This is a genomic window from Paucibacter sediminis (assembly GCF_030254645.1).
Lineage (GTDB): Bacteria > Pseudomonadota > Gammaproteobacteria > Burkholderiales > Burkholderiaceae_C > Paucibacter_B > Paucibacter_B sediminis.
The window spans coordinates 2582204-2607088 of the sequence record NZ_CP116346.1; the positions used below are offsets into that span (position 1 = coordinate 2582204).

The 24885-nt window shown below is 68.0% G+C and carries 24 protein-coding genes; 14 read left to right on the top strand and 10 right to left on the bottom strand.

Annotated features, from left to right (window positions below):
- Positions 1-19: 19 nt before the first annotated feature.
- The gene (locus PFX98_RS11975) at positions 20-469 is read left to right on the top strand and encodes a chemotaxis protein CheW (protein WP_285235432.1); all 450 of its coding nucleotides are present in this window, start codon (positions 20-22) and stop codon (positions 467-469) included.
- 29 nt (positions 470-498) lie between these two features.
- On the opposite strand, the gene PFX98_RS11980 is transcribed toward PFX98_RS11975, so the two are convergent.
- The 8 genes from PFX98_RS11980 to udk all read right to left on the bottom strand — a co-directional run bounded on the left by PFX98_RS11980 (position 499) and on the right by udk (position 10620).
- Positions 499-1257, bottom strand: a complete 759-nt coding sequence (locus PFX98_RS11980) for a substrate-binding periplasmic protein (protein WP_285235433.1) — start codon at positions 1255-1257, stop codon at positions 499-501.
- Positions 1258-1298: 41 nt separating this feature from the next.
- On the bottom strand, positions 1299-2603 hold the full coding sequence (locus PFX98_RS11985; protein ID WP_285235434.1) for a hypothetical protein: 1305 nt from the start codon (positions 2601-2603) through the stop codon (positions 1299-1301).
- Positions 2604-2681: 78 nt separating this feature from the next.
- Positions 2682-3611 (bottom strand): alpha/beta hydrolase, encoded by a 930-nt coding sequence (locus PFX98_RS11990; RefSeq protein WP_285235435.1) that lies wholly within the window; start codon positions 3609-3611, stop codon positions 2682-2684.
- Complete coding sequence (locus PFX98_RS11995; protein WP_285235436.1) at positions 3608-6781, bottom strand: efflux RND transporter permease subunit; 3174 nt, start codon at positions 6779-6781, stop codon at positions 3608-3610. The genes PFX98_RS11990 and PFX98_RS11995 overlap by 4 nt, the downstream gene beginning before the upstream one ends.
- A 13-nt stretch (positions 6782-6794) precedes the next feature.
- Positions 6795-8087 carry an efflux RND transporter periplasmic adaptor subunit gene (locus PFX98_RS12000; RefSeq protein WP_342399183.1) on the bottom strand — a complete coding sequence of 431 codons (1293 nt, stop codon included), beginning with the start codon at positions 8085-8087 and terminating at the stop codon, positions 6795-6797.
- Positions 8088-8101: 14 nt separating this feature from the next.
- Entirely contained in the window at positions 8102-9382 is a 1281-nt protein-coding gene (locus PFX98_RS12005) for a TolC family protein (RefSeq protein ID WP_285235437.1), read from the bottom strand.
- 45 nt (positions 9383-9427) lie between these two features.
- The gene (locus tag PFX98_RS12010) at positions 9428-9805 is read right to left on the bottom strand and encodes a hypothetical protein (protein WP_285235438.1); all 378 of its coding nucleotides are present in this window, start codon (positions 9803-9805) and stop codon (positions 9428-9430) included.
- A gap of 173 nt (positions 9806-9978) precedes the next feature.
- Positions 9979-10620 (bottom strand): uridine kinase, encoded by a 642-nt coding sequence (gene udk, locus PFX98_RS12015; protein WP_285235439.1) that lies wholly within the window; start codon positions 10618-10620, stop codon positions 9979-9981.
- Between the two features lie 292 nt (positions 10621-10912).
- Between udk and PFX98_RS12020 the strand changes: the two genes are divergently transcribed.
- From PFX98_RS12020 to PFX98_RS12035, 4 genes are all read left to right on the top strand, one after another.
- Positions 10913-11353 (top strand): hypothetical protein, encoded by a 441-nt coding sequence (locus PFX98_RS12020; protein ID WP_285235440.1) that lies wholly within the window; start codon positions 10913-10915, stop codon positions 11351-11353.
- Between the two features lie 748 nt (positions 11354-12101).
- The gene (locus tag PFX98_RS12025) at positions 12102-12761 is read left to right on the top strand and encodes an FRG domain-containing protein (RefSeq protein ID WP_285235441.1); all 660 of its coding nucleotides are present in this window, start codon (positions 12102-12104) and stop codon (positions 12759-12761) included.
- A gap of 512 nt (positions 12762-13273) precedes the next feature.
- Positions 13274-13657, top strand: coding sequence for a hypothetical protein (locus tag PFX98_RS12030; RefSeq protein WP_285235442.1), 384 nt, complete (start codon positions 13274-13276; stop codon positions 13655-13657).
- Positions 13658-13750: 93 nt separating this feature from the next.
- Positions 13751-14068, top strand: coding sequence for a contact-dependent growth inhibition system immunity protein (locus tag PFX98_RS12035; RefSeq protein ID WP_285235443.1), 318 nt, complete (start codon positions 13751-13753; stop codon positions 14066-14068).
- 592 nt (positions 14069-14660) lie between these two features.
- Here the strand turns inward: PFX98_RS12035 and PFX98_RS12040 are convergent.
- Positions 14661-16019 (bottom strand): metallophosphoesterase family protein, encoded by a 1359-nt coding sequence (locus PFX98_RS12040; RefSeq protein ID WP_285235444.1) that lies wholly within the window; start codon positions 16017-16019, stop codon positions 14661-14663.
- Positions 16020-16036: 17 nt separating this feature from the next.
- On the bottom strand, positions 16037-17002 hold the full coding sequence (locus PFX98_RS12045; RefSeq protein WP_285235446.1) for an aldo/keto reductase: 966 nt from the start codon (positions 17000-17002) through the stop codon (positions 16037-16039).
- 26 nt (positions 17003-17028) lie between these two features.
- Here PFX98_RS12045 and PFX98_RS12050 point away from each other — a divergent pair, with 26 nt between their 5' ends.
- The 9 genes from PFX98_RS12050 to PFX98_RS12090 all read left to right on the top strand — a co-directional run bounded on the left by PFX98_RS12050 (position 17029) and on the right by PFX98_RS12090 (position 24632).
- Positions 17029-18144, top strand: coding sequence for an AraC family transcriptional regulator (locus PFX98_RS12050; RefSeq protein ID WP_285235447.1), 1116 nt, complete (start codon positions 17029-17031; stop codon positions 18142-18144).
- Positions 18145-18155: 11 nt separating this feature from the next.
- Entirely contained in the window at positions 18156-18761 is a 606-nt protein-coding gene (locus tag PFX98_RS12055; protein WP_285235448.1) for a PAS domain-containing protein, read from the top strand.
- A gap of 54 nt (positions 18762-18815) precedes the next feature.
- Positions 18816-19340, top strand: a complete 525-nt coding sequence (locus tag PFX98_RS12060) for a DUF7482 domain-containing protein (RefSeq protein WP_285235449.1) — start codon at positions 18816-18818, stop codon at positions 19338-19340.
- Positions 19341-19507: 167 nt separating this feature from the next.
- On the top strand, positions 19508-21250 hold the full coding sequence (locus PFX98_RS12065) for a PAS domain-containing hybrid sensor histidine kinase/response regulator (protein WP_285235450.1): 1743 nt from the start codon (positions 19508-19510) through the stop codon (positions 21248-21250).
- Positions 21250-22074: a response regulator gene (locus tag PFX98_RS12070; RefSeq protein ID WP_285235451.1), complete on the top strand. Its 825-nt coding sequence runs from the start codon at positions 21250-21252 to the stop codon at positions 22072-22074. Before PFX98_RS12065 ends, PFX98_RS12070 begins: the two co-directional genes overlap by 1 nt.
- 29 nt (positions 22075-22103) lie before the next feature.
- Entirely contained in the window at positions 22104-22832 is a 729-nt protein-coding gene (locus PFX98_RS12075) for a Crp/Fnr family transcriptional regulator (RefSeq protein ID WP_285235452.1), read from the top strand.
- A gap of 136 nt (positions 22833-22968) precedes the next feature.
- The gene (locus tag PFX98_RS12080) at positions 22969-24000 is read left to right on the top strand and encodes an alpha/beta hydrolase family protein (RefSeq protein ID WP_285235453.1); all 1032 of its coding nucleotides are present in this window, start codon (positions 22969-22971) and stop codon (positions 23998-24000) included.
- Between the two features lie 244 nt (positions 24001-24244).
- Positions 24245-24391: a lmo0937 family membrane protein gene (locus PFX98_RS12085; protein ID WP_285235454.1), complete on the top strand. Its 147-nt coding sequence runs from the start codon at positions 24245-24247 to the stop codon at positions 24389-24391.
- A 19-nt stretch (positions 24392-24410) separates the two neighbouring features.
- Positions 24411-24632, top strand: a complete 222-nt coding sequence (locus PFX98_RS12090) for a hypothetical protein (RefSeq protein WP_285235455.1) — start codon at positions 24411-24413, stop codon at positions 24630-24632.
- Positions 24633-24885: the final 253 nt, after the last annotated feature.

Genomic DNA, 24885 nt, shown 5'->3' on the forward strand with positions numbered 1-24885 from the left:
CCAAGCGAGCGAGCACCCCATGCAACACGACGAAATCCTGAGCTTCCGCCTCGGCGCGGAGGAGTACGGCATCCCCATCCTCGACGTGCAGGAGCTGCGCAGCTTCGAGCTGCCGACGCGGCTGGCCAATTCGGCCCTACATGTGCTGGGCATCATCGACCTGCGGGGTCAGATCGTGCCCATCCTCGATCCGCGCGTGCTGCTGGGCGTCGAGGAGCAGGCACCGCTGGCGCAGACGGTGGTGGTGATCGCCAATCTGCGCGGCCGCCTGGTGGGCCTGGTGGTCGATGCGGTGCACGATGTCGTCAAGCTGGCGCCCGAGGCGATCCGGCCCGCACCCGAGATGAACGGCGGCGGGCTTGCCGCCAGCATCGCGCTGCTGGGCGAGCGCCGCATCCTGCTCACCGATGTGGCGGCCCTGCTGGGCGAGGCGCCGCGCGCGCCCGCGCCCGCTCTATTGCCGGCTTGAGGCAGCCCGAGCCGAGCGTCAACAGGCGCTCAGCGGTATTTGGCCAGCAGGTTCTGCAGCGCGCCGGATTGGCGCGCCGCCACCGTGGCCGCTTCCATGCGGGCCACGATGGCGCTGCAATCGGCATGGCTGCGCCGCAGGCCGAAGCAGAACTGCGCCGGTGGCAGGAAGGGCAGGGGCGTGAAGCCGATCTTGCCGGCCAGGCCCAGCTGCCTGATGCGCGTGCCGGCAATCAGCTCGCTCTCCATGAAGATGTCCAGCGAACCCATCACGATGCGGCGCAGCACCGATTCGGCATCGTTGTCGATCTGCACCTGGTCCATCTTGAGCAGGCCGCGGCTGTAGCCGCTGCCGCGGTAGCTGCCCAGGCGCAAGGCGCGCAGATCTTCCAGTGACTGGGCCTGGGCGGCGCGTGCATCGTCGCTGCGGTGGAACACCCCGTAGGCCAGGCTCACCAGCGGCGTGCCGCAGAACTCCAGCCAGGCCTGGCGCGCCGGCGTGGGCACGGTGCAGAGGGCGTCGAGTTCGCCGCGTTCCACCAGCAGCTGGGCGCGCGCCCAGGGGTAGCCGTGGTGCTCGAAGCCGATGCCGCAGGCGCGGCCCAGCAGCTCGATGCCGTCGATCAGCGCCCCGCTCATCGTGCCGTCGGCCGCGCGCTGGCTGAAGGGCTCGTACTTGTCGAAGTAGGCCATGCGGATGGGCGCAGAGATGGGTGCGGCCGCGGGCGCAGCGAACGCGCGGCCCGCCATCGCCAGGCCGCTCAGCGCCATGAACTCGCGACGATGCATCTTGCTTGCCTCCTGCAACAGTATCGCCGCGCCGCTGATCCTCAGCGCCCGAACAAACCCTTCAGCACATCGGTCACGCCGGGCTTCTTGGGCGGCTCCTTGGCCGTTTCCTTGGCCGGCTCATCGGCATCGTCGCCCTTGGCCGGGCGCCCGCGCTGCTCCATCATCATGTCGCCCATGTCCATGCCCAGCATGGCCGAGGCCACCGACTTGAGGCGCAGCTTCACCGCCCATTGCGGCTCCCAGGGGATCTTCACGTCGCTGGGGCGCGGCGGGTGCGCGAGGTTGAGTTCGCTGCCATAGGCAATCATGCGCAGCATTGCGCCCTGGCCGCTGCCGAACACGCCCTTGGGCACGTTGCAGCGCGTGGTCTGCGGGGCCAGCAGCACCTGCTCCTTGAGCCAGCGGTCCACCGCGGCATTGGTCTGGTAATCCTGCAGGCCGAAGCCCATGTCGGGCTGCTCGCTGCTGGTCCAGATCACCATCTCCTGGTTGTCGCGCGCCCCCATCGCCGAGATGAAGTAGGCGCGCGCCGTCGGCAGGGCCTGCCAGCTCAGCTGGGTGGCGCCGTCCTGCTCCTGCTGCTTGAGCGCGATGGCGGGCATCAGGTCCTGCGCGGCCGGGATCTGGAAGCGAAAGCCCTCGGGCAGGCCGGCGGCGCTGTAGGCATGCTCGCCCACCAGCGATGCCGCGGCGGGGACCATGCGGCTGTCGTCGCGGCTGGGCCAGAGCGGGCGGCCGCTGGCGGCATGGCTGCCGCGCTGGGTGGCGCGGCGCGACTGGAAGAACTTGGCCAGCTCGGCCGGCGTGGCGGTGGCGAAATCGATCACGCGTGGCTGGCCCGGGCGCACCGTGTCGCCGCAGCCCCAGTACAGCAGCATCTTGCCCCTGGGGCGCTCCTGCTCGGGCTCGACGACGCGCTCGTCGCCCGGCTCGGGCGGCGCACCGCGCGTCTCCAGCGGGCTCTGCAGCTTGAGTGCCGGACTCATGAAGCCGGGCGGCACGCTTTGCTGGGCCTCGGCCAGCTTGGGGTTGGCGCGGCTGTACAGCGTCACGTCCATCCAGCGGCCGGCCGCCATGCTCTGGGTCTGGCCAAAGCGGTTCGCCTCGTCGCGCCTGGCGCCGCCGCCGAACAAGCCACCCAGCGCCGCCATCGGATTGCCGCCGCCGCCGCCCGCGCCCATGCCCCCCGGCATGCCCATGCCGCTGAAGGTGGCGAGATCGATCCAGGCCTGGGCCTGCGGCGGCTTGACCACCTGCTGGCTGTTGCCCTGCGCGAGCGCGAGCAGGGGAAGAAAGGCGGCGCTCAGCGCGGCGGCGAGCGGGCGAAGCGAAGTTCTGATCATGGGATCCTCCTGGCAACAAGTGACCCCATGTTTTTGCCCGCCGGCCTGCACGGCGTCAATCCCTTGTCTTGCGGCGGCTCAGCGCGGGCCCAGCAGGAACAGCAGTGGGATCTCCAGCCGCGCGGCCCAGGCGGCCTCGTTGTGGCCGCTGCCGGGGAAGACGCGGCTGAGGAAATTGGCCTGCGCGCCCTGCTCGCGGTAGCCGCGCTCGCGCACCAGCTCGTCGACAAAGGGCTGGTAGGGCGCGTAAAGCGCGTCCAGCTCGGTCGTGCCATGGTCCTGGTAGAGGCGGTGGCCCTCGGGCGCGGCCAGCGCGCCCTGCAGATAGCGGTAGGCCGCCAGCGGCAGGGTGGCGTTGGGCCGGTGCGCGCCCACCCAATGCGTGGAGAGGCCGGCCGCGCCGCCGAACACCTGCGGGTACTCGTTCATCGCATAGACCGAGATCAGCCCGCCCATGCTGGAGCCCATCACGAAGGTATGGGCGGCATCGGGCAGGGTGGGATAGCGCTGGTCGATCGCCGGCTTGAGCTCCTCGACCAGAAAGCGCAGATAGGCATCGGCCAGCGGCTTGCCCTGCAAGGCCTCGCGGATGTAGCGCTCGCGCAGGTCGGCGGGCATGAAGGGCAGGAACTTCTGCGGGAAATACTCGGCATGCCGGTATCGGCCGTTGTTCCAGATGCCCACCACCAGGGTGTCGGGCACCTGGCCCTGCTGCAGCAGCCGGCCGAGTGCGCGGTCCACCTTCCAGGCCTGTCGGTTCCAGCTGGTGCTGGGATCGAACAGCATCTGGCCGTCGTGCATATAGAGCACCTGGTAGCGCCGCGCGGGGCTGTAGCCCTCGGGCAGCCAGACGTCCACATGGCGGGCATCGACGAACTTGGAGGGGAAGTTCTCGAGCCGCTCGATGCGGCCGCTTTCCACCGCGGGCAGGGGCAGGGGGTCGGCGGCCCGGGCGGGTGCGCCCAGGCCCAGGGTGGCGGCGAGGGCCAGGGTGATGAATCGCTTCATGGCTGGGCGGGGCTTGCTGTATCGCTGACCGCCACCTTAGCAGCGCCGCGCCGCAGCTCCCAGCGCTTGAGCAGCGCATACAGGGCCGGTATCACCGCCAGCGTCAGCACGGTGGAGGAGATCATGCCGCCCACCATGGGCGCGGCGATGCGGCTCATCACCTCCGAGCCGGCGCCGCTGCCCCACATGATGGGCAAGAGGCCAGCCATGATGGCCACCACCGTCATCATCTTGGGCCGCACCCGCTCCACCGCGCCCTCCATCACCGCGGCATAGAGCTCCGACGCGCCGGCGGCGCGCCCCGCGGCGGCGCAGCGCGCCTGGGCATCGCGCCAGGCATGGTCCAGGTAGATCAGCATCACCACCCCGGTCTCGGCGGCCACGCCGGCCAGGGCGATGAAGCCCACCGCCACCGCCACCGAGAGGTTGTAACCCAGCCACCACATCAGCCACACCCCGCCCACCAGGGCGAAGGGCACCGAGAGCATCACGATCAGGGTCTCGGTGAGGCGCCGGAAGTTCAGGTAGAGCAGCAGGAAGATGGTCAGCAGGGTGATGGGCACCACCACCTTCATCTTGGCGATGGCGCGCTCCATGTACTCGAACTGGCCGCTCCAGCTGATGTAGTAGCCGGGCGGGAACACCACCTGCTCGGCTACCGCGCGGCGCGCCTCGGCCACATAGGAGCCGATGTCGCGGCCGCGGATGTCCACGAAGATGTAGGCCGAGAGCAGCGCGTTCTCGGTGCGGATGCCGGGCGCGCCGCGCGCCACCTGCACGCGCGCCACCTGGCCCAGCGGCACCACGCCACCGTTCATCAAGGGCACCATCACCTCCGCCGCGATCTGCTCGGGGCTGCTGCGCAGCGCGCGCGGGTAGCGCACCGTGATGCCGAAGCGCTCACGCCCCTCCACCGCGGTGCTGACCATCTCGCCGCCCAGCGCCGTGGCAATCAGCTCCTGCAGCTCGCCCACCGAGATGCCCAGCCGCGCCAGCGCCTCGCGGTCGGGTTCGATGTTCAGATAGCTGCCGCCGGTGAGGCGCTCGGCAAAGGCCGAGGTGGTGCCGGACACCGCCTTCACGACGCGCTCGATCTGCTGCGCCAGGCGCTCCATCTCGGCCAGGTCGCGGCCGAACACCTTGATGCCGATGGGCGTGCGTATGCCGGTGGAGAGCATGTCGATGCGCGCCTTGATGGGCATGGTCCAGGCATTCGAGATGCCGGGAAACTGCAGCGCGCCGTCCAGCTCGGCGATCAGCTTGTCCATCGTCATGCCGGGCCGCCACTCGCTCTCGGGCTTGAGGTTGATGACGGTCTCGAACATCTCCACCGGCGCGGGGTCGGTGGCGCTGTTGGCGCGCCCGGCCTTGCCGAACACCGAGGCCACCTCGGGGAAGCTCTTGATGAGCTTGTCCTGGGTCTGCATCACCTCGGCCGCCTTGGTGATGGACATGCCCGGCAGCGAGGCCGGCATATAGAGCAGGCTGCCCTCGTTGAGCGTGGGCATGAACTCGCTGCCCAGCTGCGAGGCCGGCCACCAGCTGCAGCCCAGCACCAGCAGCGCCAGCGCGATGCTGAGCTTCTGCCAGCGCAGCACCCAGGCGATCACCGGGCGGTAGAGCCAGATCAGCAGGCGGTTCACCGGGTTGCGCGCCTCCGGCATCACCTGGCCGCGGATGAACAGCAGCATCAGCACCGGCACCAGGGTCACCGAGAGCAGGGCCGCGCCCGCCATCGAGAAGGTCTTGGTATAGGCCAGCGGTGCGAACAGGCGCCCCTCCTGCGATTCCAGCGTGAACACCGGCAGGAAGGAGACGGTGATGATGAGCAGCGAGAAGAACAGCGCCGGCCCCACCTCCTGGCAGGCCGCCAGCATGGCGGCGCTGCGCTGCTGCAGCGTGTGCCCCGCCGGCAGGCGCTCCAGGTGCTTGTGCGCGTTCTCGATCATCACGATGGCCGCGTCCACCATCGCGCCGATCGCGATGGCGATGCCGCCCAGGCTCATCAGGTTGGCATTGATGCCCAGCGCGTGCATGGCGATGAAGGCCATCAGCACGCCCACCGGCAGCATCAGCATGGCCACCAGGGCCGAGCGCAGATGCATCAGGAAGACCACGCAGACGGCCGCCACGATCAGGCTCTCTTCCACCAGGGTGCGCTTGAGGGTGGCGATGGCGCGCTCGATCAGCTCGGAGCGGTCGTAGACGGCTTGGATGCTCACGCCCTCGGGCAGGCCGGCCGCCACCTCGGCCACCTTGGCCTTGATGTTGTGGATCACCTCCAGCGCGTTCTGGCCGTAGCGCGACATCGCGATGCCCGACACCACCTCGCCCTCGCCATTCAGCTCGGCCAGGCCGCGGCGCTCGTCGGGCGCCAGCTCCACGCGCGCCACATCGCGTATCAGCACGGGCGCGCCACCCTCGCTCTTCAGCGCCAGCATCTCGATGTCGGCCTTGCCGCGCAGATAGCCGCGCCCGCGCACCATGTACTCGGTCTCGGCCATCTCGACCACGCGGCCGCCCACGTCGCGGTTCGAATCGCGGATCGCCTGCGCCACCTTGGCCAGCGGGATGCCGTAGCTGCGCAGCCGCATCGGATCGACGGTGACCTGGTAGGTCTGCACAAAGCCGCCCAGCGAGGCCACCTCGGCCACGCCCGGCGCCTTGGTGAGCTGGTAGCGCAGATACCAGTCCTGGATGGTGCGCAGCTCGGCCAGGGTCTTGTTCTTGGCCAGCAGCACGTACTGGTAGACCCAGCCGACGCCGGTGGCGTCGGGGCCCAGCGTGGGCGTGACGCCCTTGGGCAGCCGGCTTGCGGCGAAGTTCAGGTACTCCAGCACGCGGCTGCGCGCCCAGTAGATGTCGGTGCCGTCCTCGAAGATCACGTAGACGAAGGAGGCGCCGAAGAAGGAGAAGCCGCGCACCACCTTCGAGCGCGGCACCGCCAGCATCGCGGTGGTGAGGGGGTAGCTGACCTGGTCCTCCACCACCTGCGGCGCCTGGCCGGGGAACTCCGTGTAGACGATCACCTGCACGTCGGAGAGATCGGGCAGGGCGTCCAGCGGCGTGCGCGCCAGCGCCAGCACGCCGGCCACGACGATGAAGAGCGTGGCCAGCAGCACCAGCACCGGGTTGCGCCCCGACCATTGAATCAGTTTGGTGAGAAGCATGGCGGCGCCCTCCTCAATGAGCCGCAGAGGCTGCCGAAGCCGGCGCCATGCCCTGCACCGCGGCCTTGAGATTGCTCTCGGCATCGATCAGGAAGTTGGCCGAGGTCACCACCTGCTCGCCCGCCCGCAGGCCCTTGCGCACCTCCACATAATCCTGCGCATGCGCGCCCAGCTCGACCTCGCGCGGCTCGAAGCGGCCCTCCTTGAGCTGCACCAGCACCAGCTTGCGCAAGCCGGTATCGAGCACCGCTGATTCGGGCACCGCCAGCACCGGCGCCGCGCTGCCCACCGCCAGCTCGACCTGGGCGAACATGGCGGGCTTGAGCAGGCCGCCGGGGTTGGCCAGCTCCACCCGCACCGGCACCGTGCGGTTCTCGGCCTTCAGGGTGGGGTAGATGTAGCCGATGCGGCCCGTGAAGCGCCGGCCCGGGTAGGCGTCCAGGCTCACCGTGGCCGCGGCGCCGGGCTTCACCAGGGCCAGGTCTTGCTCGAACACCTCGGCGATGACCCAGACGCTGGAGAGGTCGGTGATCTGGTAGAGGGTCTCACCGGCCATGAAGCGCATGCCCTGCTGGGCCTTCTTCTCGGTGACGATGCCCGACACCGGCGAGGCAAAGCTGAGCGTGCGCTGCACCTGGCCGGTCTGCTGCAAGGCGGCCACCTGGGCGGGCGAGAGATCCCAGTTGCGCAGCCGTGCCAGGCCGGATTCGGCCAACTGCTGCAGGCCGCGCTGAGCCTCGCTGCCCGCCTGTTGCATGGCCTGTGCGCCCTGCGCGGCCAGCAGGACCTCGCGCTGGGCCGCCAGCAGCTCGGGGCTGTAGGCCTCGAACAAGACCTGACCCTTGGCCACGAACTGGCCGGTGGCGTTGACGTGCAGGCGCTCCACATAGCCCTCGAACTTGGGCGCCACCACGGCGATGCGGCGCTCGTCGGCCTCCACCCGGCCGGCGGCGCGCAGGCCGCGGCCCAGCACGCGCAGGGCCGCGGCCTCGCTGCGCACGCCCAGTTTTTGAATCTTCTCGGTGCTGATCTTGAGCGTGGCGGCGTTGTTGCTGCTCGCGGGCGCCTCGTCTTCGTCGGCATAGACGGGGATGTAGTCCATGCCCATCTCGTCCTTCTTGGGCACCGGCGAGGTGTCGGCCAGGCCCATGGGGTTGCGGTAGTAGAGCGGCTTGCGCACCGGGGCGGCGGCGGAGGTGGCCGGCGCGGCGGCGCTGCTGCCGCCATGCTGCGTCTGGGTGCCGAGCCAGTAGCCGCCACCGGCAGCGGCAAGGGCCAGCAGGATGACGGCGAGGAAAAAAAGCATGGTCTTGTTGTTGCTCACAGCTCTTCTCCCAACAGGCGTTCGATCTCGGCCAGGGCCATGCGGGCCTCGACCTGGGTTTTCAGCAGCGCCATCCGGCTGCGCCGGATCTGGCCCTGGGCCTCCAGCAGCATCGCGAACTCGGCCTTGCCGCTCTCGTAGCCGGCCAGCGCCGACTGCAGCGCCAGCTCTGCCTGCGGCAGCATCTGCCTGGCAATCAGCTGTTCGCTCTGGCGCGCCGCCTCCAGCGCCGCCAGCCGGCCGGCCAGCTCGCCCAGCAGCTGGTTCGTCAGCGCCTCGCTGCGCGCACGCGCCGCCTCGGCCATGGCCGCGGCCTCGCGCTCCTGGCTGCGCCGCGCGCCCTGCTGCAGCGGCAGATTCAGCTCCAGCATCAGGCCCCAGGTGGTGATGCGCGAACCCATCTGCGAGGGCGAGATGCCGACGTTGAGGTCGGGATAGCGGTTGCGATCCACCAGTTCCTGGCCCTTGCGCGCGGCGGCCAGGCGGGCCTGCTCGGCGCGCAGCAGCGGGTTGTTCAGGCGGGCGCGCTCGGCCAGGCCGGCGGCGTCGGCGGTGCTCAACACCGGCAGCGGTGGCAGGGCGGGCGGGTCCGCCAGCGGCGTAGCGGCGGGGCGCGCCAGCAGGCCGTTGAGCCTGGCCAGCAGCTGGCGCTGCTCGGCCTCCAGCATCAGCAGCTCGCCGCGCATGGCGGTCTGCTCCAGCTGGGCGCGCAGGGCATCCTGCTGGCCGGCAAGGCCTTGCGCATAGCGCAGCTGGGCCGCCTGCTCCAGCCGCACGCCCAGGGCCAGCAATTCACGCGTCAGTGTTGCGCTGCCGGCGGCACGGGCGAGCTCCGCATAGCTGCTCTTGACGCGCATCGCCAGCTCGGCCCAGCTGGCCGCGGCGCGCGCCTCGGCCTCGCGGGCCTGGGCGTCGGCCTGCTCGCGGCGCAGCTCGCGCTTGCCCCAGCCGGGCAGGGTCTGCATCAAGGTGTACTTGGTCTCGCCGACCTTCCAGGGCAGCAGGTTGGGGCTGCGCTCGCTGCCATAGTTGTTGACGTCCATCAGCTCGACGCGCAGCACCGGGTCGGGCAGGGCGCCGGCGGGCTGCACGCGCTGGGCCGCGGCATCGGCCTCCAGCCGCATGGCCGCGACTTCGGGGCTTTGCGCGCGGGCCAGCGCCAGCAGGGCCGGCAGCTCCTGCGCACCGGCGCCCAGGCTGCAGGCCAGCAGGGCGACGGCCAGGCAAGAGCGCGGCGCCTTCAGGGAAAAATGAAAGCAGAGTTCTTCATCAGGCATGGTGATCCTCGGTTGATGCGTAACGGCAGGCAGCGCTGCCGCCGATCAATTCCGCAGGATCAGGAGCGCAAGATAGAGCGGTGGGTCACCCGGGTGGCTGGCCGGGGGCGCGGCGCGCTGCAGCAGCTGCAAGCCAGGCGCCGGCGCCGCCGGCAGCGGTTGCACCAGCAGCAGGCCGGCGGGGTTGCATTGCAGGTCCGGCAGCGCATGGGCCGCGCTGGCCTGGGCCGCCTGGGTGCAATGGGCCTTGCAGAGCTGGGGCTGCGCGGGGTCGGCCATGGCGGCCATGCCCTGGCAGTCGGGCATGTTTTTTCTTTGCTGCAGCTGTGGGCAGGCATAGGCGGCGGTGGCCAGCTGCATGAACAGCATCGCCACCATCAGGGCGCCGCTGAGCCAGCGCCGCAAGCCTTTTGAGATTGCCATGGACGCAGCTTAGCGCGGGTGGCTCGGTGAAGGTTGATGTGTGTCAAGCCGCGCGCAGGGGAGCGACAAGGCGTGGCTGGCGCTGGGTGCCTCAGCCCATTTCGGCTTTCTAGCGGAGGATCAGCGCTTTCACTTCTTACTTACTCCCACGGCGGCGGACGGGCGCCTGGGCTTCAGCCACGCTCGTCATCGTGCAACAAGCTCATCACCTTGGTGGTGATGATGTCCACCGCCGGACCGTTGGCGCCGTGCGGCAGGATCACGTCGGCGTTGCGCTTGGTCGGCTCAATGAACTGCTTGTGCATGGGGCGCACGGTTTCCAGGTACTGCTGCACCACAGACTCGGTGCTGCGGCCACGCTCCGAAATATCGCGCTGCAGCCGACGGATGAACCGCACGTCCGAGGCCGTGTCCACATAAATCTTCAGCGACATCATGTTGCGCAGCTTGGTGTCGTACAAGGCGAACAGGCCCTCGACCACGATCACCGGTGCGGGCTTCACGGTAATGGTTTCGCTGGAGCGGTTGTCGGCCGAGAAGTCATACACCGGCATCTCGATCGCCTCACCCTTGCGCAGCGCGGCCAGATGCTGCGCCATCAGCGGCCAGTCAAAGGCATCGGGATGGTCGTAGTTCTGCTTGCGCCGGTCCTCAGGCGGCATGTGGGACTGGTCCCGGTAGTAGTCATCCTGCATCACCACCGCCACCTTCTCCGGCCCGATGGCGGCCAAGACCTGGCGCGTCACCGTCGATTTGCCGCTGCCGCTGCCCCCTGCGACACCGATGACGAAAGGCTTCTGAGGGGTTTTTGGCATGAGGTAGGGGTGCGTGCTTGGGTGATGCCTGGGAATGTACAAGCTGGCGAGCAGATGTTGAGCGGCCTCGGGGGCCGCATCAGGCTGGTCTGAGTCGTTCGAATCGGAGAGGCCACCGGATGGCTGCAATCTCCAAGATCGGCAATTGGATGTCTGCAGCCCTTGTCGGCCACCACCCCGACCCGGGCCCTTCACGACGATTCGCCGGGCCTGCAGGCAAAATCCACATGATCAGGGCGAGCCTGGCATCAGGCCTGCCGGGAAGCCCACCTTGAAGAATGGAGCAGCATCAATGGCACTGACGAAGAAGGGCGAGTTCTGGTACGGGACGACGTCCGGCGACACCCAAGCCGAACTGCGCAGCTACAGCATTGCGAATCGCCATGAGACCGTCAGGTTTGCCGCGTCCAAATGTGATTGCGGGTGCCGGACCTTCGCGCTGCAGACGGATGAAGAAGCCGGCGTGGCAATCCGCACCTGCACCGACTGCGGGCAGGAACACCTGATGGGCGACAGCGCGGACTACGTTGAAGAAGCCGCGCCCGAGACGCACGAGTGCGTGTGCGAGAACGAGGTGTTCGAGCTGATGTCCGGCGTCTCCGTGCACGAGGGCACACATAACGTACGCTGGTACTACATCGCTTGCCACTGCGTGGAATGCAATCTGGTCGGGGTCTTCGCAGACTGGAAGTGCGAAGCTGGTGATGCGGCGGCTTTCCTCGCCAAGGTATGAGCGGCCGAACCCCGGAGGACTTCAGGATCAGGCTGAGGGCAGGCGTTCAACGATTACCGCTTTCAGGCCGACAAAGCGGCATAGATCGTGCCGCGGCAGCCCATTCGATCACGAGTACCAACCGAGTGCGGGGCGATTCAAATGGAGCTGACCACGTGCCGGTTTCATCGGTCTGTTCATGCAGTGTGAATTGACGGCCCATTGGTCATAATCCAGCAATGGCGCGGCATGCAGGCCGGGGAGGCGTCCGATGTTATGCAGACAGGTTCCGGTGTTATGCAGCAAATCTGTCGCCCTACAACCTAGTTAGGCGTCATGGCCACCACTCTCTGCCCAATCTGCTCGACGTCACTGTCAGAACGTGACGTTGCACCATGTTTCGACTGCGGCCACTCCGAATCTGAGTTGGATGAGTTCAGGCGCGACGAGCATGAATACAACTCCTTTGAGCTTTGGGGTCACGAGCTCGTTCTTTGCGACTTCTGCGATGCAGACTTCGGCTCCTACTTCCCGGGGCATTGGGGGCTGCCAGCGGGGACGTTGCCTGACTACCCGCTTCATTTGGTTGGGCCCGCTGAAGCATTGGCAATCACTAAGGATTCGTACTGCTCCAAATGCAAGCACCGGCTTGCGTTTCTCCGCGTTCTGGCCGCAGTGAGGAAGCAAAATGCCGCCTAACCAGTCGCTCGAGCCGACTCGCGTCGGCAAGCCGCCGCTCGCGGCTCAGCTTCAACGTTAGGCATCACGAATGGAAACGCTCACACTCGATTCATTGGGCGACTTACATCGCCACATCGAACCTCACGGAAGGGCGTTTGTCTATCGTGGCGTTTCGGATGTCGCCAGGCATAAACTCGTCCCAACGATCGGACGTTCAACTTCTGATCTCGAAGCCACCCTCAAAGTTGAGCAAGAGCTATTGTGGCTTTTCAAGTCGCACGCAAGGCCCTTCGTGCCGCACCAACCAAGAAGCGACTGGGAGTGGCTATCGCTTGCCCAGCATCACGGCTTGCCTACACGCCTTCTTGATTGGACACGCAATCCACTAGTCGGATTGTTCTTCGCATGCCGCTCGTCACCGGCCGAAGACGGCGCTCTGTACTGTCTCCACGCGCCCGAACTGCTCAATCCCGGCGTTGACACAGATCCATGGAACGTTGCGCGCCCTACGTTGGTCTTGCCTGCGCATGTGACTCCTAGACTGTCGGCGCAAGCCGGACTGTTCAGCATCCACCCGAACCCAACTGATCCACTGCTGCTCAACGACGACATGAAACTGATCGTTCGGGCAGATGCAAAGCATGCTTTGCTTGAAGCATTGGCTCAGTATGGCGTTCATGCAGGCAGCATGTTTCCCGATCTTGATGGTCTATGCGCCCAACTGACGTGGCTGAAGTTTCAGCAGTGATGCCTAATTGGCCATTCAACCGGAGCGACAACGGTTGGCCACCATGCTCGCGAGGCGCACCTGCCTATCCTGCGCCTCGCGTGCAAGGCGTCCATCCGCTGTCGCCCGGTTAACTCTGCGTTAGAGCCCATGAAACCACTTAGACCTTGGCGTGAAGTTCTTCAAGACTGGGCGCCGGACCTCTCAGAAAAGTTGGAGCGCCCAGCGGAAGAGATCCTGTCCAAGGGACTCTCTGCGTACGATTTTTCTCCATCCTCTCTGGTTGAGGTGCGCACCCCTGGTGGCGCGGTTTTCCGTTTTCCCTTTGCGTTTGCGGCTGTTCGTCCAGGCGCCGCGCAGGCAGCTGTGTTTACTGAGCATGACGGTTACTTGGAGTTTGACCTTCAGGAGGACACCGTAGTCGCTGAGATCAAAGAGCACATATACCGGCATGCACAAGATGGGCTCTAACAATTCATTTAAGCCGAAGCCGCTTCGCGGATCGGATCAATTCAGGCGTTAGGCGTCTTCCGATGTTGCGCATACCGATCTATTCGCCCAAGTTTTGGGCCGCGGTAGCGCTTTGTGCTGCGCTGGCAGTGGCCAATGCAGTTGAACCGCCGCCGATCCGCATAGTCAAGGGCGCATGCGGGACCTTAAGGTTCGGATCACAACTTGCAAGCGACTACAAATCAGCGCTGGCAATCGTGCAAGCACGTTATGACGCCGGCGCTTTCTGTACCGCACGAGATGTGCCATGCAGGAACGAGCCTTTCGAGATCACTGTCACGCCTGAGCAAAATACGCGATTCTTCGCGTTGAAAGTCCTTGATTCAAAAGGGATGCTGGTCCACAGCGTTTCACAGGTGCTCACGACTGACGGGCGCGCATTCAACATTCAGTGGTGTCCGGACTAGCCGCCTCCCTATGAACCAGACGCCTAACCTGTCGCTCGAGCCGACTCGCGTCGGCGAGCCGCCACTCGCGGCTCAGCTTCAACGTTGGGCATCATGAAGGCAGAACCTAGTTACCTCGCGGATTTGGGCGAACTGGCTACGCTCAAGAACGCCATCGGTGGCTGGTACCACCAGGACGCCTACCTCGACTTCGAGACAGACGAGGACATCTGGCAGAGCATCGTCGAAGGGCTAGGCGAAGACGGAATGCATCGCCTTACCGCTCAGATCAGTGAACTTCTCGCAAGGAAGGACCACGAGGTTCTCGAACTCTGGAATGCCAACTCACACTGCCACGGGTTCGCCAATGCCCACGAAGCTCGCGAGTTTCTTGGGTCGATGGTTTGGTTTTTCAAAGGAGCCGCGAAGTGATGCCCAACCCTGCGCTCGAGCGGACCTGCGCCAGCTACGCTTTCTCGTCCGCTTATCTTTAACGTTAGGCGTCAACCCACATGAGCGCGGAGCCTCAGCATTCGTCGAACGGTGAAATCGGCCTTGGTGGCGCGCTGCTTGGCTGTGGGTTCAGCGCCTACTTGTTGTACGGCGCCTTTTGCTCCTTTACGGGTGCACGTTGGCCAGGCTTCATGCCGCCGCAACTGGATGTCGTTGCCTTTGTATTCTCATTTATTTCCGAGGCTGCCAGTGCATATGTGGCCGGCGCTGTAGCGGCGCTTCTTGGTGCCGCTATCCTTGCCGGTACTGTCTTTGTAGCTATTCGTGGCGCAAGAAATGCTAGTTCTCCAAGGCCTGACGCCTAACCAGTCGCTCGAGCCGACTCGCGTCGGCAAGCCGCCGCTCGCGGCTCAGGTTCAACGTTGAGCGACCGGTTTCGGGCGTCGATCCCGTCCAGTCGTATGGCTGCTGTCGCTGCCAAGCTGCCTGTCGTCCCACGTCGCCTACGGGGATCTAAAAAAACGAGGACTCAGCTCCGACCACTCGCGCAGGCCGAAATCCTGCCCACCTCTCAAGGTGAATCCTGGCAACTCACCTTGCTCCCCACGATGTCGCAGCGCTTCAGCGCCTTGCCGTCCACGCTCCATTCGGTCAGCAGCCAGCCCTCGCCCTGCCGGTCCAGGGTGGCGAAGCCATAGCCGCCATAGGTGGCCACGCTCTGCACCACCGCGCCTGGCGCGGGCTGCGCCTGCAAGGCCTTGGCCTCGTCCACCGTCCAGCCATTCGCCGATCCGGAGTTGCCCAGTACCAGGGTGCCGGGATGATCGCTGGCAAAGCCGATGGCCTCGAACAGGTGCTCGTGCCCATTCATCACCAGGTTCACGCCGGGCGGGTAATAGCGCTGCGGATGCAGGGTCACCATGGCCGAGCGCAGGCCCGCCGAGCCCGGCCGGGGGGTGCCATCGGCGCTGCTACTGAAGCCCAGCACCGGGTGGTGGTGCAGCAGGAAGTTGTGTGGGCGCGCGCCGCTCAGTTGCTCGACCTGGCGCAGCTGTGCCTGGTAGCGCTGCAGGGCTGCGTCACCTGCCGGGTAGGCGCGGTTCACGACCGCCGAGGAGTCGAACACGATCAGCTGGGTCTGGGCGTCCAGCGGCAGCACGAACGGCGCGGTGAAGTCCTCGCAGGCCTCGGGGCCCTGCCAGGCATGGGCATCGAGATAGCGGAACCAGCCCAGGCCGGCGCGCGCGCAGCTCTCGTGATTGCCCCGCACCATCACCCAGGGGGCGGCCTTCAGCAAGGGCGCCGAGGGCGCAAAGAAATCGGCCTGCCAGGCATCGTCGCCATAGCCCCAGGGGCTGCCGGCGCAGCCGGCGCGGTCGGCGGGGCAGGGGCTTTCGCGGTAATGCATGTCGCCCACATGGATCACCAGATCGGGCTGCATCGTGGCGGCCCGGCGCACCACCGCCGCATAGGGCCAGGCGGCGGGGTCGTTGCAGTCCTGAAAAGCGTTTTCGGAGGCCTTCATGCGGCAGCCGGTGTCGCCCAGCAGCAGCAGGCGGCGCGGCTCGGCCACTGGGGCGGCCAGCTCCAGGCTACCCACGCGCAGCTGGCGCGCGCCCGCGGGCAGCTCCAGTTCGCAGCTGCGCTGCGTGAACACCGCGGGCTTGGCGCCCGCCTGGCTGGCCGGCACGCTGGCGGGCCCGGCGCGCAGGCGCATCGGTAGCGCGCCGCTCTCCCAGCTGAGGGTGGGGCAGCTGGCCGCGGCGGTGTTGGCGCGCACCATCCAGGCACCGCCGGCCGCGGCCTGCACCCAGGCCTGGTCGTCAATGGCTTGCAGCGGGAGCTGGGCGCAGGCGGCCAGGAAGGCGGCCATTACGGCGGCCATTACGGCGGCCAAGCGGGCCGGCACTGTCTTGATCAACAAGTTCATGGGTGGGGGCTCAGGGTTCAGGGCAGTTCCTGCCCGCGGGCACTTTCGTAAAGCCGGTACCAATGTTCGCGGCTCAGGGTCAGGTCTTGCGCCTGGGCGCAGGCGCGGATGCGCGCCGGGTCGCTGCTGCCGAGCACCGCGCTGATGCGCGCCGGGTGGCGCAGCAGCCAGGCCAGCACCACCGCCTCGGGGCTGGTGGCAAGTTCCTCGGCAAGCTTGCGCACCAGGCCGGCCGTGGCATGCACGGCGGCCGGCGCATGGCCCGGCGCGGCGCCGCTGTACCAGCCGCGCGCCAGCGCCCCCCAGGCCTGCAGCTCCACACCCTGCAGCTGGCAATGCGCCAGGGTGTCGCCCCAGGCGGAGGCAGCCGGTGCAAGTGAAGGCGCCTGGGCGTCGTTGAAGCAGGCGCCGCTGTCCAGCCAGTCGCGCTTGAGCAGGCTCATCTCGAGCTGGTTGGCCGCCAGCGGCGTACCGATGGCGCGCTCGATCGCGCGCATCTGCGCCCCATGCATGTTCGACACCCCCAGCCGGCCCACCTTGCCGCTGGCCTTGAGGCGCTGCCAGGCCTCGGCCAGCTCGTCGGCCTCTAGCAGCGGATCGGGCCGGTGCAGCATCAGCAGCTCCAGATGATCGGTGTGCAGGCGCGCCAGGCTGGCGTCCACGCTGGCGAGGATGTGCGCCGCACTCAGGTCATAGCGCTTGGGCGCGCAGGCATCGGCAAAGCGGATGCCGCACTTGCTCTGCAGCTGCAGGCGCCCGCGCAGCGCCGGCTGGCGGCGGAACAGCTCGCCAAAGCATTGCTCGGCCTTGCCCAGGGTGTAGATGTCGGCATGGTCGAAGCGGCGGATGCCGGCATCGAGCGCCGCTTCCACGGCAGCGTGGGCGCGCGCGATGTCGGCTTCGCCGATGGGATTGGCGTCCCAGCCGCCGCCCAGGCCCATGCAGCCGAGGACGAGGCGTTGGGTGGTGGTGTGGTGAGGCATGGCCCGCATGCTATCTTGCGGCCGCCATGCCCGCCGACGCCCTCCCGCTTGCCCTCATCGATGCCGCCCTGCGCGGCGCGGCGCTGGCCCTGCTCGCCCTGCTGGGCGCGCGCCTGCTGCACGCCCGCCCCGACCTGGCGGCGGCGCGCGCGGCCGCCCTGCTGTGCCTGGGCCTGGGCGTGCAGCTCATCAGCTCCACGCCGCTGTTCGAGGCCGAGGTGAGCCTGCGCTGGCAGGCGCCGCTGATTGCCGTCTCGGTGGGCAATGCGGTGCTGTTCTGGGTGTTTGTGCAGACCCTCTTCAACGACGAGTTCCGGCTGCGGCCCCTGCATGTGCTGCTCTGGTGCGGCGCCGCGGGCGTGAGCCTGCTGAACTGCCTGCTCGCGGCCAATGGTGCCGCCTCGCCCTTGCTGCCCTATACCCACGGCCTGCAGCGCGCCATGCCGCTGGTGTTCACCGCGCTGTCGGCCGCCGCCGCGGCCGCGCATTGGCGTGGCGATCTGGTCGAGCGCCGGCGCCGCTTGCGCGTCTTCGTGGTGGTGGCGGGCGGCTTGTATGCCCTGACGATGCTGGCGCTGCGCCTGGCCTCGCCGCAGGGCCGGCTGTCGGGCGCGGCGGCGCTGCTGGATGCGGCCTGGCTGCTGCTGATACTGGCGGCCCTGGCCAGCGCGCTGCTGGGCCTGCGCCCGCTCGAGCTGCTGCCGCTGCCGGCCGCGCCGCCGGGCGGCCCACCCGACCCGGCCGCAGCGCCCGCCGAGGTCGCCGAGGTCGCCGAGGTCGACGCGGCCGAACGCGCCCAGGCCCTGGCGCTGCAGGCACGCGTGCGCGCCGAGCGCCTCTACCAGGCCGAGGACTTGAGCCTGGCCAGCCTGGCCACGCGCCTGGGCCTGCCCGAATACCGCCTGCGCCGCCTCATCAACCAGCAGCTGGGCCATCGCAACTTCAATGCCTTCGTCAACGGCCTGCGCCTCGAGGCTGCCTCGGCCGCGCTGGCCGACCCGGCGTGCCGCGAGCAGCCGGTGCTGAGCATTGCGCTGGAGGCGGGGTTCCAATCCATCGGCCCCTTCAACCGTGCCTTCAAGGCGGCGACGGGTCTGACCCCGAGCGAGTTCCGGCGGCAGCGGCTGGCGGCACTGCGATGACAATCGCTGCCATGGACATGCAGCAATCGATGGACTTTCGTTGGCGCCAGGCGATCGAAGCGGGCGAGCTCGGGGTCTGGGATCTGCGCCCCGAACTCGAGACCGTCCATCATTCGCCGCAGTGGAAGCAGCGGCTGGGATTTCCGGCGCCGCATGGCGCCGACAGCACGCATTTCTGGCGCTGCCGCGTCCACCCCGATGACCTTGAAATGATGCTGGCGGCGATGCGCGCACATGCGCGCGGCGCCCAGCCCGGCTACGAGGCCACGTTCCGCCTGCGCAGCAATGGCTCGGGCTACCGCGTGATGCATTCCCGCGGCCGCGCCATCGAGCGCAGCGCCGAGGGGCGTGTGCAGCGCATGGTCGGCACCATGATCGACCTGACCGGCCGCCCGGCCACGCCCGCCGGCGGACTGCCGGACGGGCCGCGCGGCCTGATGGACGGCTTGCCGCTGACGCTGCCGTTCCATCTGCTGCTGAGCGCCGAGCTGTCCGACGCGGGCCAGCCCGATGCGCAGCGCGCGCCCATCGCGGTCGAGCGGCGTCGCGTGCTGGGCATGGTCGAAGACCTGCTGCATGCCGCGGTGGCCCAGCTGGATGGCTTGCGCCAGCGCTAGGGCAGCGAGAAGCGGGAATTCGACGGCCGTCCAAGACTTCGGGAGCATCGAACCATGCGCCAGCTTCGCTTCTTGATCGCCGCCCTTGCAGCGCCGCTGCTGTGCGCCTGCGCGGCCCTGCCCGATCCGGGGCGGACGCCGCTCGTCACCTTGCCGCTGAACTTCGCCTGGGTGGACGGGCGCAAGGTCGAATACGTCACCACCGACATTTCCGACCCGACCATGGCCCAGGCGCTTGGCGTCAATCTCGTGCCCCGGCTGGCCGAGGCCGTCGCTGCGCCGGGCCGGCCGTCGCTGGTCGAGCGGGTCTACAAGTTCGTGGACGATTCACAGATCACCGTGTTCCAGTCGGCGCCTGCGCCGACGGGGCCGGGCAACGCGGACGCGTCCTACAGCCCGCTCTGGCGCATGGTGCTGCTGCACTGGCACAAGCCGTCGCTGGCCCGCGAGCTGAAATCCGAGGAGCAGATCCTGAGTGCCGTGGAGTCCGGGGAACTGTCGATGGCGATCACCAACATCGTCGTCAACTGCCCGATCACGCGTTCCGTGGACGGCAAGGCGATACGCGGGGCCCGCTAGCGCCCCCCGGTATCGCGGTTTCGTACGCTGCCGCACAGACCGCGGCTGTGTGACCCAGCGAACATAGCTTGCCTCGGCTGGTGTCGCGGCTCGGTCTTGCCGGGCGCCGCGCAGCCGAAACCCGCAGTCCGCGGTTCGGATCCGACCGGCCAAGCGAAGGTCCGCACATGCACAAGCTCCAGCCTCAGCTCCTGAACGCGGGGCGCGCTCGCAGCACGCTCGAAGCGCGCCGCCGCAAGGCCTTGCTGAAGACCGGCGCCTTGCAGGATGCGATCCTGAACAGCGCCAAATTCTCCAGCATCGCCACCGACGAGCAGGGGGTGATCCAGGTCTTCAATATCGGTGCCCAGCACATGCTGGGTTATGCGCCGGCTGATGTGCTGAACTGCGTCACGCCGGCTGATATTTCGGATCCCCAGGAAATCGTCGAGCGCGCCCGCGCCCTGAGCGCGGAGTTCGCCACCACCATCGCCCCGGGCTTCGAGGCCCTGGTGTTCAAGGCCCGGCGCGGCATCGAGGACATCTACGAGCTCACCTATGTGTGCAAGGACGGCACCCGCCTGCCGGCGGTGGTGTCGGTCACGGCGCTGCGCGACCTGCAGCACGACATCATCGGCTACCTGCTGATCGGCACGGACAACCGGGCGCGCAAGCGCGTCGAGGCCGAGCAGGAACGCCTGGACCAGTCGCTGCGCGACACCAACCTGGCGCTGCAGGAGGCCAAGACCGCGGCGGACCGCGCCAACCTGGCCAAGTCGGAGTTCCTCTCCAATATGAGCCATGAGCTGCGCTCGCCCCTCAATGCCATCCTGGGATTCGCGCAGCTGATCGATTCCGGCAGCCCTTCGCCCACGCCGGCGCAGCAGGACAGCCTGGACCAGATTCTCCAGGCCGGCTGGTATCTGCTGGAACTGATCAACGAGATCCTGGACCTCGCGCTGATCGAGTCCGGCAAGCTCTCGCTGTCGCCGGAGCCGATGTTGCTGGACGAGGTGCTCGCCGATTGCCAGGCCATGATCGAGCCGCAGGCGCGCCAGAGCGGCATCCGCCTGAACTTCATCGCGGCCGAGGCGCCGATCTTCGTCAGGGCCGACCGCACCCGGGTCAAGCAGGTGTTCGTGAACCTGCTGTCCAACGCCATCAAGTACAACCGCGTCGGCGGCAGCGTGGAGGTGCGTTGCAGCGCCCGCGCCGGTGGGCGGGTGCGCATCGCGTTCCAGGACACCGGCGAGGGACTTTCCGCCGAGAAGCTGGCGCAGCTGTTCCAGCCCTTCAACCGGCTCGGCCAGGAGGGCGGCGTCGAGGAGGGCACCGGCATCGGCCTGGCGGTGAGCAAGCAACTGGTTGAATTGATGGGCGGGGTCATCGGCGTCGAAAGCACCGAGGGCGCGGGAAGCCTGTTCTGGGTCGAGCTGCAGGCCGCCGCAGCGCCGCAGTTGGTCGAGGCCCTGCCGACGCCGACGGCCCATGCCAGCGCCGAGGCACTGCCGGGCGTGCCGCAGCGCAGCGTGCTGTGCGTGGAGGACAACCCTGCCAATCTCACCCTGGTGGCACGCCTGCTGGCGCGCCGCTCCGACCTGCGCCTGCTCAGCGCCAGGGATGGGCGCCGCGGCGTCGAGCTTGCGCATTCCGCGCAGCCCGATGTCATCCTGATGGACATCAACCTGCCCGGCATCAGCGGTCTCACCGCGCTGAAGATCCTGCTGGACAACCCCGCCACCGCGCATATCCCGGTCATCGCGATGAGCGCCAATGCGATGCCGCGCGATATTGCCAAGGGCCTGGAAGCCGGGTTCTTCCGCTATCTCACCAAGCCGATCAAGGTGAAGGAATTCATGGACACGCTGGACCTGGCGCTGGCGTGCGAGCGCGACGGCGCCGGCGAAGCCTTGCTGCAGGAGATCGTGTGATGCTCGACAAGCGCGACATTCTTCAGGCCAGCATCCTGATCGTGGACGATCAGCTCGCCAATGTGCGCCTGCTCAGCCGCCTGCTGGCCGATGCGGGCTACACCCGGGTTGCGTCCACCATGAACCCGGCCGAGGTGTGCGCCCGCCATCGCGACCAGGCCTTCGACCTGATCCTGCTCGACCTGCAGATGCCGCTGATGGACGGCTTCGCCGTGATGGAGGGGCTCAAGACGAATGACGATGACGGCTACCTGCCCGTCATTGTGCTGACCGCCCAGCCGGGGCACAAGCTGCGCGCCCTGCAGGCCGGCGCCAAGGACTTCATCAGCAAGCCCTTCGACCTGGTGGAGGTGAAGACGCGCATCCACAACATGCTCGAGGTGCGTCTGCTGTACCGCAAGCTGGAAAGCTACAACAAGGCCCTGGAGCAGGCGGTGCACGAGCGCACGGCCGAGCTGCGCGAGAGCGAGGCGCGCTACCGCAGCCTCACCGAGCTGGCCTCCGACTGGTACTGGGAGCAGGACGAGGCGGGCGAGTTCACCAAGGTCTGTGGCCCGGTGCTGGAGATGCTGGGGCTGCGCGTCGCCGGTCTGGACGGCCAGGGCGGCCATGCGCTCGCGGAGGGCTGGGACGAGGGCGAGCGCCAGGCCCTGCAGGGCAATATCGCGGCACGCCGGCCCTTCATCGACATGCTGTTTCACCATGTCGACGCGGCAACCGGCACGAGGCGCCAGTTCCGTGTCAGCGGCGAACCCATGTTCGACCAGGGCTGCCGGCTCATCGGCTACCGCGGCATCGGCGTCGAAGTGACGGCCGGCAAGTAGGCGCGGGCTAGACGCTCCAGCAGCCGCTCATGCATGCCGCCCACAGCCTCCTGCAGAACCAGCTGCTGGCCGCACTGCCCGAGCCCGAGCGCCAGGCGCTGGGCGTGCACCTGAGGCTGGTGCCCATGCTGGTGGGCGAGCCCATCTACGAGGCGGGCCAGCCGCTGCGCCACGTCTACTTTCCGACCACCGCGGTGGTGTCGCTCTACGGCGCGCTGGCCTCGGGCGACTGCGCCGAGACCAGCGGCGTGGGCAACGAGGGCATGGTCGGCGTGTCCGCATTCATGGGCGGGCTCAGCATGCCCAGCTCGGCCATCGTGCAGTCCGGCGGCCATGGCTACCGCCTGGAGCCGCAGCGCTTGCTGCAGGCCTTCGAGCGCGACGGCCCGTTGCGCCAGGTGCTGCTGCAATACACGCAGGCCCTCATCACGCAGATCTGCCAGACCGCCGTCTGCTACCGCCACCACACGGTCGAGCAACAGCTCAGCCGCTGGCTGCTGGCCACCTTCGACCGCGTGCCCGCGGGCGACCTGGTGATGACGCAGTCGCTGGTGGCCGGCCTGCTGGGCGTGCGCCGCGAGAGCATCAGCGAGGCGGCCTGCCGGCTGCAGGAGCAGGGCTATATCCGCTACCGGCGCGGCCACCTCTGCGTGCTCGACCGCATCGGCCTGGAGTCCCGGGCCTGCGAATGTTTTGGGGCCGTGGCGGCGGAGCTGTTGCGGCTGCGCGCGGGCCAGCCGGGCTTGCTGGTGAGCTGATGGCCGGCAGGCGCTGGCCGATTCCTGCAATCGGCCAGCCGAAAGCGCGCATGGCGGCTTTCGGCGAGACGCGGCGGCGCGGCGCCGGCATCGTGCGCGCACCGAGGGCAGGGGCCCTCGATGTGGAGGAAAAACGATGCGATGGCAGAGATGGATGGGCGCGCCGCTGTGCGCGCTGTTGCACGGCCTGGCCTGCGCCTCGGTGGGCCTGAGCCAGATCCCGGCCTCCGGCCAGGATGGCCCGGTGACCCTTTACTACCCCAGCGCGGCCGCGCCGCAGCGCCTCGACAAGGGCCGGCAGATGCGCTTGCAGGTGGCGCCGGATGCCGCGCCGGTGGCCGGCAACGGGCGGCTGGTGCTGATCTCGCATGGCTCGGGCGGCTCGCCCTGGGTGCATGCGGACCTGGCCAGCGCCCTGGTGGAGGCCGGCTTCGTGGTGGCCCTGCCCGAGCACCAGGCCGACAACTACAAGGACCCCAGCCGGCCCGGCCCCGAGAGCTGGAGCCAGCGCCCCGCCGAGGTCTCGCGCGCCATCGACGCGGTGGCCGCCGACGCCCGCTTTGCACCGCTGCTGCGGCTGGACAAGGTGGGCGTTTACGGCATGTCGGCCGGTGGCCACACGGCGCTCACCATGGCGGGCGGGCGCTGGTCGCCGGCGGGTTTCAAGCGCCACTGCGAGGCGCATCTGGCCGAGGATTTCCAGAGCTGCGTGGGCCTGATCACGCAGCTGCGCGGCAACTTCCTGGACGGCCTCAAGAAGGCGCTGGCGCTGCTGGTGATAGGGCTGCGCTTCGACGATGAACGCCCGCGCAGCCACGAAGACCCGCGCGTGGCCGCGGTGGTGGCGGGCGTGCCGGCCGCCGCCGACTTCGACATGGCATCGCTGGCCCATCCGCGCGTGCCGCTGGCGCTCATCACGGCCGGCCAGGATCGCTGGCTGATTCCGCGCTTCCACAGCGAGCGCGTGCTCGCCGCCTGCGAGGCCTGCGAGCGCCTGGCCGAGCTGCCGCAGGCCGGGCACGGCGCCCTGCTGTCGCCGCTGCCGGCCGGCCTGGATGGGCTGTTGGGCGAGCTGCTCAACGATCCGCCCGGCTTCGATCGCGCCGAGATGGCCGAGGTCGATCGGCGCATCGTGGACTTCTTTGCGCGGCATCTGCTGCCGCGCTGAACCGACGCGTCCGTCGGCGCTGTACGGCGTGCTGTAGAACTTGTGGATGCCGCTCGCCCAGGTCCTCGTCGTCCTTGTTGTAGACGTCGTTGCCCAGCAGGGTGTTGGCGCCCATCAGCTGCGGGCCGGGCCCGGCCGCTGTGTTCGATAGCGCACGGAAAAGCGCGGCCCGCATGCGTAGATTGGGCTTGGCTGGCTGCCGCACCCGGGTGGTGGGGCAGGATCCCAATTCGAGGAGAACGACATGCTTGAATCACTGATCGTCATTCTGGTGGTGCTGTGGCTGCTGGGCCTGGTCAGCTCCTACACCATGGGTGGCATGATCCACCTGTTGCTGGTCGTGGCGGTGGTGGTGCTCATCGTCCGCGTGGTGCAGGGCCGGCGCATCTGAAACCTGCAAGGGGGCCGTCATGAACACCTGGAAGATCGCTGGTATCGCGCTGTTGATCGCGGGCGTGCTGGGGCTGCTGTATGGCAGCTTCAGCTACACCAAGGAGACCCACGACGTGAAGCTGGGGCCGATCGAGTTGTCCGTGAAGGAAAAGCAGACCGTCAATGTGCCGGTGTGGCTGGGCGTGGCGGCCATCGCGGCCGGCGGCGCCTTGCTGCTGCTGGGTGGCAGGCGAGGCTAGCAAGGCTGATCCAGCGCAAATGACCGCGCGCGCACCGCGCCATGGGCCTTGACGCAGCGGCCGGAAAGGCGCTTACTAGGGCTGCAGAGGGGGCCGGATCGTGGCCTGCCACTGCGACAGGCGCGTCATTCCAAGCACGCTGGAAGGAGGGTAGACCGATCGAGAAGCCGTTCCTAAAGACCTCCCCCACCATCGGCACGCAGTTGCCGACAGACATCACCCCCATGTGATGTGATGATGCAAAACGAATAGC